Consider the following 14,798-nt stretch of genomic DNA (forward strand, 5'->3'; position numbering starts at 1 on the left):
ACTTCCCTTCTCCGAGGTGGATGCGCTTTCGCGCGGGCGGCCGCCGCGGTGCGGCACGGTCCGCCCGTGCCGCACCGCGGCCGGCTCAGTGCCGGACGCGCTTCAGTGCCAGGAGCCCCTCGGGGGTGAAGTCCGCGGAGCGCGCCCAGGCCACCACCCGCTGCTCCTCCGCACGGATCTCCCCGGCCAGGGCGGGCAGGGCCGGCGCGGCGTCGGCGGGGATCTTGAGCACGCCGTGCCCGTCGCCGTGGAGCAGGTCGCCCGGTACCACGTCGAGCCCGGCGACCCGCACGGGGACGCCGACGGCGGTCAGCCGCATGTGGGCGCGGGCCACGCACAGCCCCGAGGCGTGGACGGCGTATCCCATGCCCCGGAGGTCGGGCTCGTCCCGCACCCGCCCGTCGGTCACGAACCCGGAGATCCCCAGCGCCGACAGGAGCGTGCCGTTGACCTCCCCCAGGAACGCGCCGGCCCCGGGTACCTCGTCGAGGTCCTGGACGACCACCACGACCGGCCCCTCGGCGGCCAGGACCGCGCGGTGCAGTTCGGCGACGGGCACGGCGTCGTCGCCCGGCTGGCGGGCCCGCATGGTGGCGGTGACGGCGGTTCCGAGCATGGTCCCGCCGGCGATCCGGCGGATGGAGCCGTCGGTGTACTCCTGTCCGTCGGCTCCGGCCGCCGTGCGGCGCAGCGCGTTGCTCAGAGCCGGGGTGTCCCACCCCGCGAGCGCTGAGAGGACGGGGCCGGCGGTCACCGGGGGTCCTCTCGGGGCGCGCGGTCCGGACGCGGGGGGACCAGGGACGCCAGGGGCACGTGCTGCTGTCCGGAGTGGACGTCGCGGTCCCGGAAGCCGCCCTGCGGCACCTGCCGGGGGAAGGAGATCTTCACGACGCGGAGCTCGGGGATGCGGAAGATCCGCACCTGTCCGGCGGGCACCCCGTACAGCCGGGAGACCACCTCCTCGTCGAGGAACCCCGGGTCGGCGGCCGCCGCGTACCCCTCCCCGTCGCGCATGAACAGCTCCAGCGTGGTCCAGAACGGCCCGGCGTTCTTGGAGCGGACCTCCAGGGCGAGGTCGCCCAGTGTCGTCTCGGACTCAGGCATCGGCGGTGGCCTTTCGGTGGGTGGTGCGGAACGGCTCGCAGGGGTCGTCGACGTCCAGGACGTGGTTGAGGACGAACTCGTAGGCCGGGCCGCGCTCGGTCTCGGCGGGGGAGAACGGGAAGGCGGTGCTCGGCAGGTGGTCCATGTCCGCGGTGGGCAGGTGCAGCATGAGCGGGTTGGCGACCTTGGCGACCGCGGTGGCGGTGGCCTGGTCCTGAGCGCGGACCAGCAGCATCACTCCCACCTCGCGTGCGGGGCCCCGGGCCGGATCGCGCTTCCCGAGGACGGCGTTGTGCCCGTAGAGGCGGATGTCGACGGCGTACTCGTCCGGTCCCAGCCGCAGGGTCCGCTCCACCCACTCGCCCAGGACGCGGTGGAGCAGGGCGGCCCAGTCCTCGATGTTCGCCAGGATGTGCGGGTCGCGGATCGCGGTGAACGACAGCGTCTCGTAGCCGCTGATCCGCGCGCCCTCGAGCTTGACGGTGTGCTGCTCGGCGGGCTCGAAGGCGGACCCCTCGACGCGGACGGTCCGGTCGTCGAGGGCGCGGTAGGTCGCCCCGGTGACGTCGATGGTGCCCGCGGGCTCGCGCATCCGGAACGGGTCGGCGGTCTCGTAGAGCATGTGCGCGGCCACCGAGGTCGGCGTGCAGGAGACGGCCGGGTCCAGCGGCTCGATGGTGAACCCGTCCCGGTCGATGGTGGCCAGCACCCCGCCGCGGCGCGGGTCGGTGGTGCACTGTCCGCCGCATTCGACGATCTTGGCGGCGTGCCAGGTGGGCCCGGCGGGCATCCCGCGCATCAGCGGGTAGGCGGCCGCCACGGCGGTGTCGGTGGCGCGTCCGGCCAGTACGACGTCGGCCCCGGCGCGCAGGGCGGCCTCGATGGGCTCGTGCCCCATCATGGCGACGATGCGGGTGCAGTCCTCCAGGGTCCGCCGGTCCAGGTCGCCGAGCGGCGGGAGCGGGTGCACCGCCCCGGCGGCCAGGCGCCCGGCGAGCGCGGACGCCTTCTGCTCGCTGTAGATCGCGGCGACATCCAGGCCGAGCCCCTCGGCGGCCAGCAGGTCCTCGACGATGCCCGCGACCCAGTCGACGCCGGCGTCGGTGCCCCCGGTCCCGCAGGAGCCGACGATCAGCGGGATGCGCGCCCGGGCCGCGGCCCCGAGCAGGATGCGCAGGTCGTGCTCGACCTGGGCCCGGGTGGTCTTGGGCGTGGCGGAGCCGAGGTAGTGGGGGCCGGAGTCGGTGGACCCGCCGTCGACGGCGATGACGTCGGCGCCCAGGGCCAGTCCCCGCTCGATGGTCTCGGGCGGGAACCCGGCTCCCAGCATGCCCGCGGGTACGAGGACCCGTATGGATGTGTCACTCATGTGGTTCTCCTTCTGGTGGTGCGGGGTGTGGTGCGGTCTCCGGGGCGTGTCCGCCGGGGGAGGGCGTGCGGCCCGCAGGGTGCGGCGGGCGGCGCCTCTCACAGGGCGCGCGCCGCGGGGTCGCGGCGGCGGTGCAGCTCGACGGGCACCACCACGGCCACGGCGAGCGCCGCGAGCAGGGCGGCGTCGAGGAGCATGAAGCGCCAGCCCGTGAGGTCGACCAGCGCGCCCACCGCGGCGGGGCCGACGAACCCGCCGCCGGCGTAGCCGACCGTGTACAGGCCGGTGTAGGTGCCCAGCACGCGGGCGGAGGGGGCGAGGTTCCACAGGATGACGGCGGCGTTCACCAGGAACCCCGCGGCCGCCACCGCGGTCAGCCCGAGGACCGCGACGGTCCCGGCGGGGGTGGCGAACACCGTGCCCAGGACCATCGCGAGGGCGAACAGCCCCATGCCCAGGGCCATCACGCGCAGCCGCCCGAAGCGCTCCGAGACCAGGGCCACCGGCAGCGCGACCACGATGAACACCACGCCGCTGGCCAGGGTCATGCCGCCGGCGTCGCCCCGCGACAGGCCCAGCACCTCCATCCCGTAGGGGGTGATCAGCGCCCGGACCGCGGCCCACGCGCCGCCGAACAGGAAGATGGCCACGAGCACGAGCAGCCGGTCCCGGTCGCGGTCGCGGGCGATGTCGCCGAGGACGGCCCACACGCTCCCGGACGGCCGGTCCCCGCTCCCGCCGCCGGCGTCCTCCGCAGTGACGGCCAGGTAGGCGGGGGAGGTGCTGTCCCGCACCCGTGCGACGAGCACGGCGGTCGCGACGAGCATGAGCGCCGCGGGCACCGAGAAGGCCAGGACGGGGTGGGAGTCGATCAGGAACGCGCTGATGAGCGCCGACACGATGATCGTCAGGCTCGTGGCGATCTTGACGGCTGCGGCGGCCCGGCTGCGGCGTTCGGGGCGGATGAAGTCCGGCAGCAGGGCCTCGGTGATCGGTTTGAAGCTGTTGGCCACCAGGGCGTAGGCGAAGACCAGCCCGATCAGCACGGGCAGGGAGGGGGCCAGGGGGATGGTGGTGAACAGCAGTGCGGCGACCGGCATGCCCACGGCCAGGTAGGGGATGCGCCTGCCCCAGCGGGTGCGGGTGTTGTCCGAGCGGTTGCCCATCCACGGCTGGATGAAGATGCCCAGCAGGTTGTCCATGCCCATGATCAGGCCGACGAGCGCGGTGCTCGTCAGGTACTCGCGCAGCAGCGGGGGGACCTGGGCGTCGTAGAAGCTCCACGTGGACTCCTGCGCGAAGACCGCGAGCGCCACGAAGAAGGTGATGCGACGCCCCGCTCTTCGCGCGGTGACGGTGTCCGACCCGATCATGGGCAACCTCCCTAGGCCTGTGACCGGCATGATGTGACGCCGGCCACGCTGACTCTAGTTTTGCTATAGCAAATTTGTCAAAAGTCGCATATGTCCATGAGATCTGTCGGGTATCGTCGAGCCATGACCGGCAGGCAGTTGCGCACCTTGACCACCGAGACACTCGCCGAGCGCACGTACCGGGCGGTGCACGACGCCATCAGGACGGGGGAGCTCAAGCCGGGGGAGAAGATCACCGAGCGCGGCCTCGCCGAGCGGCTGTCGGTGAGCCCGACCCCCGTGCGCGAGGCGATCCGCAGGCTGGAGACGGAACGGCTCCTCGAGCGCACCGGACCCCGCACGGTCGTCGTCGCCTCCATCGAGGACACGGCCGTCCAGGAGCTGGCCGAGGTCGAGGTCGCGCTCCGCGGCCTGGTCGCGCGCTTCGCCGCGCGCCACGCCACCGACGCCCAGATCGACCGGCTCGACGACATCCTCGACGAGGCCGACGACCTGCTGATCGTCATCCACAAGCGCAAGGAGGACGGTCGGCCCGTCGACCGGCACCTCGGCAGCCTGTTCGACACCATGCAGCAGTTCAACGACACGGTGAACGCCTGCGCCGGCAACCCCGTCCTGGTGGGGCTCCTGGAGCAGACCCGGGTGTTCTCGCGGGCCGAGCGCCGGGCCCGCCTCCTGGAGCACATCGCGGCCGGCGACCTCTCCGCCCTGGACCGCTACACCTACCACCGGGAACTCGTCCGCGCCCTGCGGGACAGGGACGCGGAGGCGGCCGAGCGGATCGTCATGGAGGACGCGCGCGCGGGGCTCGCGGGCCGGCGGCCGGTGGCCGGGCGCGCGGCACGGGACCCCGGTTCCGAGTAACCCGCCCCCGGCCGCGGACGAGGCGGTGCGGGGTGGGCCGGATGCCCCGGGACCCGCAGGTCGTCAGCGGCCCCGAACCCCTCACGATCGTCGCGGACGCCTTCGACACGATGCCGGTCCGCGGGAGCGCGAGAGCGCCGCGGCGGTCGGCGCGGGCGAACTCCCCGCGGACACCGTCCCGGCCGACCCCGCCCGGATGGTGTCCGCCGTCATCCGGGGCGGCTGCGTGCCCGCCCGCGCCGGGGCTGGCAGGCCCCGGTGGACGCCGCCGTCCGGGGCCGTCGCCCTGCTCGGCGCCGCCCGTACCGCCGCCCGCGCCGACCGCCGGCCATCCCCCGCGGGGGCACCCATGACCGTCCGGACCGGGATCAACGGCTTCGGCAGCATCGGCCGCGGCCGCCTGCGCGCCGCCCCGCGCGGCGGCGCGGACGTGGAGGCGGTCTCGGTCAGCCGGCATCGCCGGTGCCGCCACGCTCGCCGCACTCCTGGAGCGGGACCAGGCGTACGGGCACCTGGACGGCGTGCGGGTCGACGGGGACGCGATCCCCGTCGGCGGAGCGCGCGTCCCCGCCACCTCGGAGCGCGGACCGGACCGCACCCTCGGGCGACGGGAACGGGGACGTCGTCACCGGGTCGACCGGCCGGTTCGGGGCGCGGCCGACGCCGCCTTCCGCGGCGCGGCCGAGGATCCGGCGGTGTCGGCCCACCTCTCCTGTTCGGAGGCGCCCCCGCTCCGCGGGCTTCGGGGCGCCCCTCACCCGGGTCGTCGGGAACCGGGTCGAGGGCTTCGCCCGGCACGACGACGGATGGGGGTCCGCCGACCGTCCCGCGGAGCTCTCCCGATGCATCGGCGCATGGGGCCGGGTTCCGGTGGCGGCCCCGCGGGGCCGCCACCGGAACCCGGAACGCGGTCTACTGTCCGCCGTGCGGGGAGCCGGGCGGGTTGGAGCCGTCGGTGACGTGCGGCTCGCCGGTGACGCTCTCGGACAGCCACTCCTCCCAGCTCAGCTGCCAGTAGCCCCAGCCGTTGTTCCACTCCTTGATCCGGTCGGTGCCGGTGGTCTCCACGACGTCGCCCATGAGGGTGTTCTCGTAGAACCAGAGGGCGTCTTCCGTCCGCATGTTGGTGCACCCGTTGGAGGTGTTCGCGATGCCGATGTTGGGATTGGGGGACTGGTGGAAGTACTCGCCGCTGTTGGAGGTGCGGACCGCGTACTGGACCACGGTGTCGTAGGGGGCGCGCCCCTCGGGCAGGCCGACGGTGTCGGAGTTCATGCGCACCGAGTCCGAGCGCTCCATGAGCACGTGGGTGCCGCTGCTGGTGGTGGAGAAGTCGGAGGTCCCGTCGCCGTTGCTCACCGGGAACGTACGCTCGTGCTCGCCGTCGACGGTGACGACCGCCTCGAGGTCGGGGACGTGCATGTCGACCCGCAGCTCACGGCCGATCTCGAATTCGAGGCGGTAGTCCCGTACGCCGTAGACGCCCTCGGACGCCTCCACGCCCGCCAGGTGCATCTCCACGGTGACCTTCTGGTACGGCTCCCAGTAGGTCTCCGGGCGGAAGGCGACCGTCTTGTCGTCGATCCACCGCCACGCCCCTGCGGCGCCCTGCTCGGAGACCAGCTTGATGGAGTTCTCCACGGCGGCCTTGTCGGTGACGGGCAGGTCGAACTGTACGAGGACCGGCATGCCCACGCCCACCACGTTGTCGGCGGAGTTCGGGTAGTTCGCCGCCAGCTCCAGCCGCTGCCCCGGCACGGCCTCCGCGGTGGTGAACTCGTGCACCAGTTCGGTGGTCCCGCCCTCCGGGCCCTCCGCGGTGGCGGTGACGGTCACGTCGGCCCCCGGTGCCAGGGTCCAGTCGCTGGTTCAGGCGGTGCCGTCCTCGTTGAGGGTGCCGGTCATCTCGAACGGGGAGGCCTCGTCCTCGGACTGGTCGGGCACCACCTGGTCGACCGTGACCCCGGAGATGGTGCCGTGTTCGGCGGTGACCGTGACCGGGGTGTTCGGGGCGACGGCCTCCGCCCCGGTCTCGGGGGCGATGGTGAGCACCGGCGCCTCTGCTGCGGAGCCGCCGCCGGGGCCCTCGCCCCCTCCTCCCTCGGGGGTGCAGGCGGTGGCCGCGAGCGCGAGCGCCACCAGTGCGATGCCGCACCGGCGCAGTGCCGACAGGGGAGTCGTGCCCATCACGGGGGGTCCTCGTTTCCTTGGAACGCTTCTGCCCTGTAAGACTCCCGTCCCCGAAAAAGGTTCGCTCATCCGGGAACTTTCGGACATATTTCTCCTCCGCCCGGGGCTTTTCCGACCCGTGTCGGGAACGAACGGGGCGGGAGGCGACCCATGCCGACCGCGGGGGAAGAGGACCGCCCGGGGCGCCGCGCCGGGCCGTGCCGAGAGGCCGGTCCGCCGTGCCGGGTGCGCCGCCCGGTGTCCGTGTCCGGCCCGGGCGGGGTGCCGACGCCGGGTCCCGCTCGCGGGGCGTTCCGCAGTGACCCGCCCGGCCGCCGCGGTTCTGTTCGCCCCGGTCGGCGGGAGCACCTGTTCCGGAACGCGGACCGCGCGGCGCCGCCTCCGACGGCCGCGCCGACGCCCGGGCCCTCCCGGCGACCGCCGGGGCGGCCGGGCCGCCGGTGTCCACCACCGTGCATCCGCTGGAGCGGGCGCCCCGGGCGCCGGCGGACCCGGGGCGGGCCGGTCCGCGGGCGCCACCCCGGCCCCGGGGCCCCGGAATCCCGCGGCGGACGCGCCGGCCGGCAACGGATTCCGCCGTTCCGACCAGCGCGGACACCGCGGGCCCGGCGGCGGGTGCGGTTCACCGGGACAACGGAGGGTAGACGGATCCCCACCACACCGCCAGCGACAGAGGAGGTCACCATGGCGGCCACCGTCGCCGCAGTCCTGTTCGGCCTGGCCCTGCTGTTCGAGCTGTTCGGCATCTCGATCGAAGGCCTGGTCACTCCCACCACGCTCGCCCTCGCCGGGCTGACCGCGCTCGCACTCCACATGGCCGGATACGGTTCCGGCTCCGGCGGGGGACGTCGGCCCTGGAGGCGCGGCCGCGTCTGAGCGGACGGGGCCCGGCACCCCGCCCGGGGTGCCGGGCCCCGCTCCGGGCGGGTCAGTGCCCCCCGTGCCCCTCGGGCGAACCGGACGGTGCGTCCGGGGAGGGCCCGCCACCCGACAGCCCCCGCATCTCCGCGATCTCCGCCTCCTGGGCGTCGACGATCTCCTGCGCAAGGGCGCGGGCATCGTCGTTGACGCCGTCGGCCAGCTCGGCCTCGGCCATCGCCACCGCACCCTCGTGGTGGGCGATCATGTACTCCAGGAACAGGCGGTCGAACTCCTCGCCCCCGGCGGCCTCCAGCTCCGCCATCTGCTCCTCGGAGAGCATGCCCTCCATCATCCCGTCGCCGTGCTCCGCCTCCGGGCCGGTCTCCGCGCCCCAGGACTCCAGCATGGCGTTCATCCGCTCGATCTCGGGGCCCTGGGCGTCGCGGATGCGCTCGGCGAGGCCGGCGACCTCCGCCCCGGCGCGGTCCTCGGCCAGGTCGGCCATCTCCACCGCCTGCTCGTGGTGCGGGATCATCATCTGCGCGAAGTGCACGTCGGCGTCGTTGAACTCCGCCGCGCTCTCCTGAGCGGTCGGCTCCTGCTGCTGGGCCGGGGTGTCGTCGGCGCCGCAGGCGGTCAGGGCCAGGGCGGTGAACAGGGCGGCGGCGGTGCCCCTGAGGGCACGGTCGAAGAAGGTCATGGCGACCTCGGTTCCTCTCGTCTACGGGTGTCTTTCCCTGCGGTATCCGTGAGAGGCGGGCGCGGGCGGCCGCGCGGGACCGGCCGGAGCCCGCGCGGATCCTATATGCGGAGCACCTGGAGGTCGGAGAGGAGCGGTCTGTTCCCGGCCGCCACCGACGGCGGGTCGACCCGGCGCAGGGCCTTCGGGGTCGCTGCGGGCGCGACCGGTCCGGGGCAGGGCGCGAAGGCGGTGGCGGCCATCCCTGCCAGCGGCAGCCCGGGACCGGTGAGGGTCGGGCACACCGAGGTGGGGTCGAGTTCGGGCGGGGCGGCGGCGGTCTCGGGGGCGTGCACGGGGACCGGTTCCACGGCCGCACCGGAGACGGTGTGCGCGGCGGGGCCGTCGTGCCCGCCGGGGACCGCGTGCGCGGGCGCGCCGGAGCGCGTGCCGGCACCGTGCCCGGAGCCCGTCCCGTGGTCGGCGTGGCCGAGCGTGTGCATGGCGCCGAAGGCGGCCAGCAGGACCGCGAGCAGCAGGGCCCGCACCCACGGGGAGATCCCCGGGGCGAGGGCGGGCCTGCGCATCGTCGCGGACATGGCCGCATTCTACGGGTGCCCCAAGGGGGTACGGGTATGGGGGCCGTCCGCCCGGCGCCCGACCCGCCACGGGCCCCTCCCGGAGCGCACCGGTGCCGCGCTCCGCGGTGCACCACCGTCGTCCCGGCGCCGCGGCGACGCGCTCTCCGGAGACCGGCGGCGGAACCGCTCCCGCTCCGACCGCCCCCGGCCCCGGCGGGCCCTGCCGTGTGTCCGGGCGGGCAGGTGGTCCGAAAAGATCCGATCCGTGTCCTCCCAGCTCATCGGCGGTGATCGCACCCGCCATTACCCGGGAGGTAATCGACGCCCTTCCCCCGGGCCGGGATGCTCGGTGACGTCGACGGACACCACCCGGAAGGGGAACCACCATGACCGCACGTACCGCTCCCGCCACCGACACCGCCCGCCCGCTGCGCCTGCTGCTGGGCACCGACTCCGCCGCCTGTCTCGCCTCCGGCCTGCTGCTCACCGCCGCCTCCCCGTGGCTGCCCGGCCTGCTGGACCTGCCCAACGCCCTGCTCGTCCCGGCCGGGGTCTTCCTGCTGGGCTTCGGCGCCTGGCTGGGCCTTCTGGCCTCGGGGCGCGGCCTGACCCGTACGGCGGTGCGGGCCGTCGTCGCCGTCAACGCCGTGTGGGTGGTGGCCACGGTCGCCCTGGGACTGGGCGTCCTGGTCGACCCCAACGGGTTCGGCACGGTGTTCCTGCTGGTGCAGGCGGTCGCCGTCGCGGCGCTGACAGTCCTGGAGGCCGCGGCCCTGCGCCGTACGGACACGGCCTGAGGGGTCGCCCGTCTAGGGTGGGCCGCAGCGGAGAGGAAGGGGCGGCGTGATCGGAACACACGAGCGCACGGAGGCCGGCGGGCTCCTCAAGGAGTGGCGCAACCGCCGCAGGCTCAGCCAGCTGGAGCTGTCCCTGCGGGCCGGGATCTCCTCCCGCCACCTCAGCTTCGTGGAAACGGGCCGCTCCCGCCCCGGCCGGGAGATGATCCTGCGGCTGGCCGAGTGCCTGGACGTCCCCCTGCGCGAGCGCAACCGGCTGCTGCTGGCCGCCGGGTACGCCCCGGTCTTCGCCGAACGCGCGATCGACGACGCCGACATGGGCCCGGTGCGCGAGGTCGTGCGCCGCGTCCTGGCCGGGCACGACCCCTACCCGGCGGTCGTCGTCGACCGCGACTGGACGCTGGTCGAGGCCAACACCGGGGTCGGCCTGCTGCTGGAGGGGGTCGACCCCGACCTGCTGGTCCCGCCGGTGAACGTGCTGCGGGTGGGTCTGCACCCGCGCGGCATGGCACCCGCCATCGCCGACCTCGACCAGTGGCGGGCCCACCTGCTGCACCGGCTGCGCCTACAGGCCGACTGGACCGGCGACGCCGGGCTGGCCGACCTGTACCGGGAGCTCGCCGCCTACCCGGGCGGCGACCCGGGCCCGCCCCGGGGGACACCGCCCATCGCGGTGCCCCTGCGGCTGCGCCGGGGCGGGCGGGAGCTGTCGTTCCTCTCCACCGTGGCGACCTTCGGGACCCCGCTGGACGTCACCGTCTCCGAGCTGGTCATCGAGTCGTTCTTCCCGGCCGACGACGCCACGGCCCGTGCCCTGGGCGCCGCCCGGCCCGAGGCCTGACCCGCGCCCGGCCCCGAGCGGAGCCGGGTCCGCCGCGGTGGTGCGGCCGCGTGGCCGGTGCCGCCGTGCGGGGGCGGTTCGGGGCGCTGTGCGCGGTTGCGGGCGCAGCCGGGCGCGCCTCGGGGTACGGCCGTACCGGGGTGGTTCCGGATGCTGCGCGCGGTTCCAGGAGAGCCGGGCCCGCCCCGGCGGTGCGGCCGCGTGGCCGGTGCCGCCGTGCGGGGGCGGCCCCGGGTGCCGCGCGCGGTTCCGGGGGACCCGGGCGTACCCGGCGGTGCGGCCGCACCGAGGCGCCCCCGCCCCCGCGCCCCCGCTCAGGCGGGGGTGGCGGGGTCGCCGTCCACGGCGGCGGCGATGCGCGGTACCAGCCGGTCCAGCGCGTACGGCAGGCTCAGCACCGTGCTCCAGGCCAGCGCGCCCGCCACCGCCGGGTCGTCCACGATCACGTCGCGTCCCCGCTCCACCGCACCGAGGCCCTGGTAGGCGTCGTCGCCTGCCAGGGCCGGGCGCAGGTCCGGGTCGGTTCCGGCGTTCCACACCAGCAGGTCGCGGTCGAGCAGCCCCAGGTCCTCCTCCGTCAGCGGGGCGGAGCCGGAGTCCCCGGTCAGCTCCGCGATCTCCTCGGGCACCTCGAACCCCAGCGCCTCCAGGAACCGGGAGCGCGGGTCCGCGGGGGAGAGCACCGTGAAGGTCCGGCCGAACCGCTCGGCGACCACCGCGCTCGCCCCCCGGAACTCCGGGTGGGCGGCCGCGGCCCCGGCGAACCGGGCCGCCACCCCGGCGACGAGCCCCTCCGCCTCCTCCTCCAGGTCCAGTGCCCGGCCGATCACCGACGTCGTCCGCTCCCAGGGCTCGCCCCGGAGGTCGTCGGGCCGGGCGACGGTGGGCGCCAGCGCGGCCAGGGCGTCGTGGTCCTCCCGGGTCAGCCCGCTGTGCAGACCCAGGATCAGGTCGGGTTCCAGGGAGGCGATGACCTCCACGTCGGGCCGGCCGCCCTCCAGCCACGGCAGCACCCGCGGCACCGCCCCGCCCAGGAGGTCCCGCGCCCACTCCGGGATCCCGTGCCCGAAACCCCCGTGGGAACCCGCGGTGCCGACCAGCCGCGGTCCCGCACCCAGGGCCAGCACGGCGTCCATGTCCGTAGCGCCGACGGTGACGATGCGCTGCGGCGCGGCGGGGATCTCGGCGACGCCGAACCGGTGCTCGACCGTCAGCGGGTAGCCGCCGCGGCCCGCGGACGCCCCCGGGTCCGCGTCGTCGCGGCCCCGGCCGCAGCCGGCCGCCGCCAGTCCCAGCGCGGCTGCGGTACCGGCCAGCAGGGCGCGGCGGCCCAGGGAGGGGTGCTGCACGGAGGACCTCCGGGGGAGAGGGGGAGGGGTCGGCCTCGTCCGAGGCACCCCATGCTCTAACACTCCCGCGCGGGACCGCGCAACGGGGCCGCCGGGGCAGGGGGCGCCCGGTCCGCCGCACGGCCGCCGGGGGCGGCGGGACCGGCGGGGCTCGAGCCAAGAACCGGGCACTTCCGGGTCAAGTCGCGGGCGGGCGGCCATGCCGGGGCCCCGTCGGGGGAACCACTCCGGGTGCGGTCGACCGGCCGCACCCGGACGGACCGGCGGGGGACGGATGAAGGCGCTGACGGTGGAACCCATGCGGATCGGATCGGTGCGGGTGGAGGAGGTCGAACCGCCCGTGCCCGGGGAGAACGACCTCCTGGTCGACGGCATCGCCCTGGGCGTGTGCGGCACCGACCGGGAGATCGCCGGCGGCGAGTACGGCAGCGCCCCGCCCGGACGGGAACACCTCATCCTGGGGCACGAGTCCCTGGGCCGCGTCGCCCAGGCCCCTCCCGGCAGCGGGTTCTCCCCCGGCGACCTGGTGGTGGGCATCGTGCGCCGCCCCGACCCGGTGCCCTGCGGGCCCTGCGGCCACGGCGAGTTCGACATGTGCCGCAACGGCGGGTTCACCGAACGCGGGATCAAGGGGCTGGACGGCTTCGGCTCCCAGCAGTGGACGGTGGAGGCCGACTACGCCGTGGCCCTGGCCCCGGAGCTGGAGCGGGTCGGCGTCCTCATGGAGCCGACCACGGTCGTGGCCAAGGCCTGGGAGCAGATCGAGCGCATCGGCGGCCGCTCCTGGTTCGACCCCGAGACCGTCCTGGTCACCGGTGCCGGGCCGATCGGCCTGCTGGCCGCCCTGCTGGGGGTGCAGCGCGGACTGGACGTCCACGTCCTGGACCGGGTCGAGGAGGGGGTCAAACCGGAGCTGGTGGCCGCGCTGGGCGCCACCTACCACACCGGCTCCGTCTCCGACCTGGCCGGACAGGTGTCGCTGGACGTCATCGTGGAGACCACCGGGGCCAGCCCGGTCATCCTCGACGCCATGGAGCACAACGCCGCCACCGGCATCGTCTGCTTCGTCGGCCTGGGCAGCGCCGCCGGGCCGGTGCAGATCGACGCCGACCTCATGGGGCGCCGCCTGGTCCTGGAGAACGACGTGCTGTTCGGCTCGGTCAACGCCAACCGGCGCCACTACGAGCAGGCCGCCCGCGCCCTGGCGAAGGCCGACCGCTCCTGGCTGGAGCGGATGATCACCCGCCGGGTGCCGCTGGCCCGGGCCGCCGAGGTGTTCGCGTCCCCGCCCGGGGACCAGGTCAAGGTCGTCATCGACCTGTGAGCACGGGACCCCGGGGCCGCCCGGTGAGGGCTTCCGCGGTGTTTTCGGGACCGGCGCGGGGGCAGGGGGTCGGTGAGGACACCGAGACGCGAGGAGCCTGGACATGACCTCCGACGACCCCCGGTCCCCGAAGCTCGTCCTGGGCGTGGACGGCTCCGGCCCCGCGGACGCCGCCCTGGAGTGGGCCGCCGCCGAAGCGGCCCGGACCGGCCGCCCCCTGGACATCGTGTTCGCGCTGCCGATGCCGCTGGTGGTGATGGCGGAGGGGCCGACCCGGCCCTCGGCCACCCTGGAGCTGATGGAGCACGGGGAGCAGGTCCTGGACGCCGCGGCCGAGCGGGTGCGCGCGCTGGCCCCGGGCACCCGGGTGGAGGTGTTCCTGGTGACGGAGGACCCCGCCCCGGCGCTGCTGGAGCGGGCCGGGCACGGCGACCTGCTGGTGGTGGGCTCGCGCGGGCTGGGCGCGCTGCGCGCGGCGGTCATGGGATCCACCTCGGTGCGCCTGGCCGCCCGGGCGCACTGCCCGGTGGCGGTGGTGCCGCACGAGCGGGCGCGCACCGGCCGCACGGGCCGGATCGTGGTCGGCGTGGACGGCTCGGAGGCCACCCTGCCCGTGCTGCGGTTCGCGCTGGGGCGGGCGCGCGAGGACGGCTCCTCGGTGGTGGCGGTGCACAGCTGGGAGATGGCCACGCCCTTCGCCCCGGAGGCGCTGGCCGCCTCCGGGTGGGTCCCGCCGGACGAGCTGCTGGAGAAGCGCTCGGCCGATCTGGTCGCCGGGGTGTTCGAGCAGGTGGGCGACGAGGCCGAGGGGGTCGAGGTGTCGGTGGTGCGCAGCCGTCAGGCTCCGGAGGCGGCGCTGCTGGCCGAGGCGGAGAAGTCCGACCTGGTGGTGGTGGGCTCGCGCGGGCGGGGCGGTATCCGGGGGCTCTTCCTGGGCTCGGTGAGCCAGGCGGTGCTGCACGGCTCGCCGGTCCCCGTGGTGGTCGTCCCGCACCGGGCGGAGGAGCACCCCGAGGAGACGCCCTGGGCCGGGGGCGCCGACTGACCGGGCGGGCGGCCGACGGGCCGCGCCCGCCCGTCCGGGCCGGCCCCGGGGCCTGTTCTTCGGATGCCGTCCTGTTCCGCGGGGGTGTGTGAGGCGTCGGCGGGGTTCTGGGGGCCCGGAGGGGGTGTCCGGGGAACGGGGGTGTTCCCGTGGGGCCGGGGGTCCCCGCCCTCCGGGGGCGCCGAACGCGAACCGGAGCGGAGGTCCAAAAGAACACGGCCCGGGGCCGCATCGGAGCACGGGCGAACACGCGACCGCGGGGCGGTCCGGCGCGGACGGGCCGGACCGCCCCTCCGTCGTGCGGGGCGCGGGTTCCGGGCGAATATGAGTAAAAACGATTCATTGCCGTGAGCGGCGGGGTTCCGCCTCTGTGTATGCGTACATCTTGACGGCCTTCCCGCCTCAGGGATAATCTTCGCAC

The 14,798-nt window shown here is 75.4% G+C and carries 13 protein-coding genes and 1 pseudogene; 6 read left to right on the forward strand and 8 right to left on the reverse strand.

The genetic code is table 11. From position 1 onward, the window contains the following. Positions 1-85 precede the first annotated feature (85 nt). The 4 genes from ACSUPR_RS00645 to ACSUPR_RS00660 all read right to left on the reverse strand — a co-directional run bounded on the left by ACSUPR_RS00645 (position 86) and on the right by ACSUPR_RS00660 (position 3,846). Positions 86-754 (reverse strand): RraA family protein, encoded by a 669-nt coding sequence (locus ACSUPR_RS00645; protein ID WP_436888559.1) that lies wholly within the window; start codon positions 752-754, stop codon positions 86-88. Beyond that, positions 751-1,104 (reverse strand): DUF4387 domain-containing protein, encoded by a 354-nt coding sequence (locus ACSUPR_RS00650; protein WP_436888560.1) that lies wholly within the window; start codon positions 1,102-1,104, stop codon positions 751-753. The genes ACSUPR_RS00645 and ACSUPR_RS00650 overlap by 4 nt, the downstream gene beginning before the upstream one ends. Then, positions 1,097-2,473, reverse strand: a complete 1,377-nt coding sequence (locus tag ACSUPR_RS00655) for an acyclic terpene utilization AtuA family protein (RefSeq protein WP_436888562.1) — start codon at positions 2,471-2,473, stop codon at positions 1,097-1,099. Before ACSUPR_RS00655 ends, ACSUPR_RS00650 begins: the two co-directional genes overlap by 8 nt. Before the next feature lie 98 nt (positions 2,474-2,571). Next, entirely contained in the window at positions 2,572-3,846 is a 1,275-nt protein-coding gene (locus tag ACSUPR_RS00660) for an MFS transporter (protein WP_436888564.1), read from the reverse strand. Between the two features lie 123 nt (positions 3,847-3,969). On the opposite strand from ACSUPR_RS00660, the gene ACSUPR_RS00665 reads away from it, so the two are divergent. Beyond that, positions 3,970-4,710 carry a GntR family transcriptional regulator gene (locus ACSUPR_RS00665; protein ID WP_436888566.1) on the forward strand — a complete coding sequence of 247 codons (741 nt, stop codon included), beginning with the start codon at positions 3,970-3,972 and terminating at the stop codon, positions 4,708-4,710. 912 nt (positions 4,711-5,622) lie between these two features. On the opposite strand, the pseudogene ACSUPR_RS00670 reads toward ACSUPR_RS00665, so the two are convergent. Further along, positions 5,623-6,900: pseudogene (locus tag ACSUPR_RS00670) on the reverse strand (Ig-like domain-containing protein). Positions 6,901-7,584: 684 nt separating this feature from the next. On the opposite strand from ACSUPR_RS00670, the gene ACSUPR_RS00675 reads away from it, so the two are divergent. Beyond that, the gene (locus ACSUPR_RS00675; protein WP_436888568.1) at positions 7,585-7,776 is read left to right on the forward strand and encodes a hypothetical protein; all 192 of its coding nucleotides are present in this window, start codon (positions 7,585-7,587) and stop codon (positions 7,774-7,776) included. 52 nt (positions 7,777-7,828) lie between these two features. On the opposite strand, the gene ACSUPR_RS00680 is transcribed toward ACSUPR_RS00675, so the two are convergent. Both ACSUPR_RS00680 and ACSUPR_RS00685 read right to left on the reverse strand, forming a co-directional pair. Then, positions 7,829-8,461, reverse strand: coding sequence for a DUF305 domain-containing protein (locus ACSUPR_RS00680; RefSeq protein WP_436888570.1), 633 nt, complete (start codon positions 8,459-8,461; stop codon positions 7,829-7,831). Positions 8,462-8,562: 101 nt separating this feature from the next. Continuing rightward, positions 8,563-9,039 carry a DUF6153 family protein gene (locus ACSUPR_RS00685; RefSeq protein ID WP_436888572.1) on the reverse strand — a complete coding sequence of 159 codons (477 nt, stop codon included), beginning with the start codon at positions 9,037-9,039 and terminating at the stop codon, positions 8,563-8,565. Between the two features lie 368 nt (positions 9,040-9,407). On the opposite strand from ACSUPR_RS00685, the gene ACSUPR_RS00690 reads away from it, so the two are divergent. Together ACSUPR_RS00690 and ACSUPR_RS00695 are read left to right on the forward strand one after the other, a co-directional pair. Then, positions 9,408-9,818, forward strand: coding sequence for a hypothetical protein (locus tag ACSUPR_RS00690; protein WP_436888574.1), 411 nt, complete (start codon positions 9,408-9,410; stop codon positions 9,816-9,818). Positions 9,819-9,864: 46 nt separating this feature from the next. Next, positions 9,865-10,659 (forward strand): helix-turn-helix domain-containing protein, encoded by a 795-nt coding sequence (locus tag ACSUPR_RS00695; RefSeq protein WP_436888576.1) that lies wholly within the window; start codon positions 9,865-9,867, stop codon positions 10,657-10,659. 314 nt (positions 10,660-10,973) lie between these two features. On the opposite strand, the gene ACSUPR_RS00700 is transcribed toward ACSUPR_RS00695, so the two are convergent. Continuing rightward, complete coding sequence (locus ACSUPR_RS00700; RefSeq protein ID WP_436888578.1) at positions 10,974-12,008, reverse strand: ABC transporter substrate-binding protein; 1,035 nt, start codon at positions 12,006-12,008, stop codon at positions 10,974-10,976. A gap of 274 nt (positions 12,009-12,282) precedes the next feature. Between ACSUPR_RS00700 and ACSUPR_RS00705 the strand changes: the two genes are divergently transcribed. After that, complete coding sequence (locus ACSUPR_RS00705) at positions 12,283-13,332, forward strand: glucose 1-dehydrogenase (RefSeq protein ID WP_436888579.1); 1,050 nt, start codon at positions 12,283-12,285, stop codon at positions 13,330-13,332. Positions 13,333-13,435: 103 nt separating this feature from the next. Beyond that, positions 13,436-14,377: a universal stress protein gene (locus ACSUPR_RS00710; RefSeq protein WP_436888581.1), complete on the forward strand. Its 942-nt coding sequence runs from the start codon at positions 13,436-13,438 to the stop codon at positions 14,375-14,377. Positions 14,378-14,798 lie beyond the last annotated feature (421 nt).

It is taken from the genome of Nocardiopsis dassonvillei (genome assembly GCF_964273065.1).
GTDB lineage: Bacteria > Actinomycetota > Actinomycetes > Streptosporangiales > Streptosporangiaceae > Nocardiopsis > Nocardiopsis dassonvillei_B.

Coding starts and splice junctions, on each gene's coding strand:
- ACSUPR_RS00650 (WP_436888560.1), bottom strand. CDS start 1,104: ATGCCTGAGTCCGAGACGACACTGGGCGACCTCGCCCTGGAGGTCCGC.
- ACSUPR_RS00655 (WP_436888562.1), bottom strand. CDS start 2,473: ATGAGTGACACATCCATACGGGTCCTCGTACCCGCGGGCATGCTGGGA.
- ACSUPR_RS00660 (WP_436888564.1), bottom strand. CDS start 3,846: ATGATCGGGTCGGACACCGTCACCGCGCGAAGAGCGGGGCGTCGCATC.
- ACSUPR_RS00665 (WP_436888566.1), top strand. CDS start 3,970: ATGACCGGCAGGCAGTTGCGCACCTTGACCACCGAGACACTCGCCGAG.
- ACSUPR_RS00675 (WP_436888568.1), top strand. CDS start 7,585: ATGGCGGCCACCGTCGCCGCAGTCCTGTTCGGCCTGGCCCTGCTGTTC.
- ACSUPR_RS00680 (WP_436888570.1), bottom strand. CDS start 8,461: ATGACCTTCTTCGACCGTGCCCTCAGGGGCACCGCCGCCGCCCTGTTC.
- ACSUPR_RS00685 (WP_436888572.1), bottom strand. CDS start 9,039: ATGTCCGCGACGATGCGCAGGCCCGCCCTCGCCCCGGGGATCTCCCCG.
- ACSUPR_RS00690 (WP_436888574.1), top strand. CDS start 9,408: ATGACCGCACGTACCGCTCCCGCCACCGACACCGCCCGCCCGCTGCGC.
- ACSUPR_RS00705 (WP_436888579.1), top strand. CDS start 12,283: ATGAAGGCGCTGACGGTGGAACCCATGCGGATCGGATCGGTGCGGGTG.
- ACSUPR_RS00710 (WP_436888581.1), top strand. CDS start 13,436: ATGACCTCCGACGACCCCCGGTCCCCGAAGCTCGTCCTGGGCGTGGAC.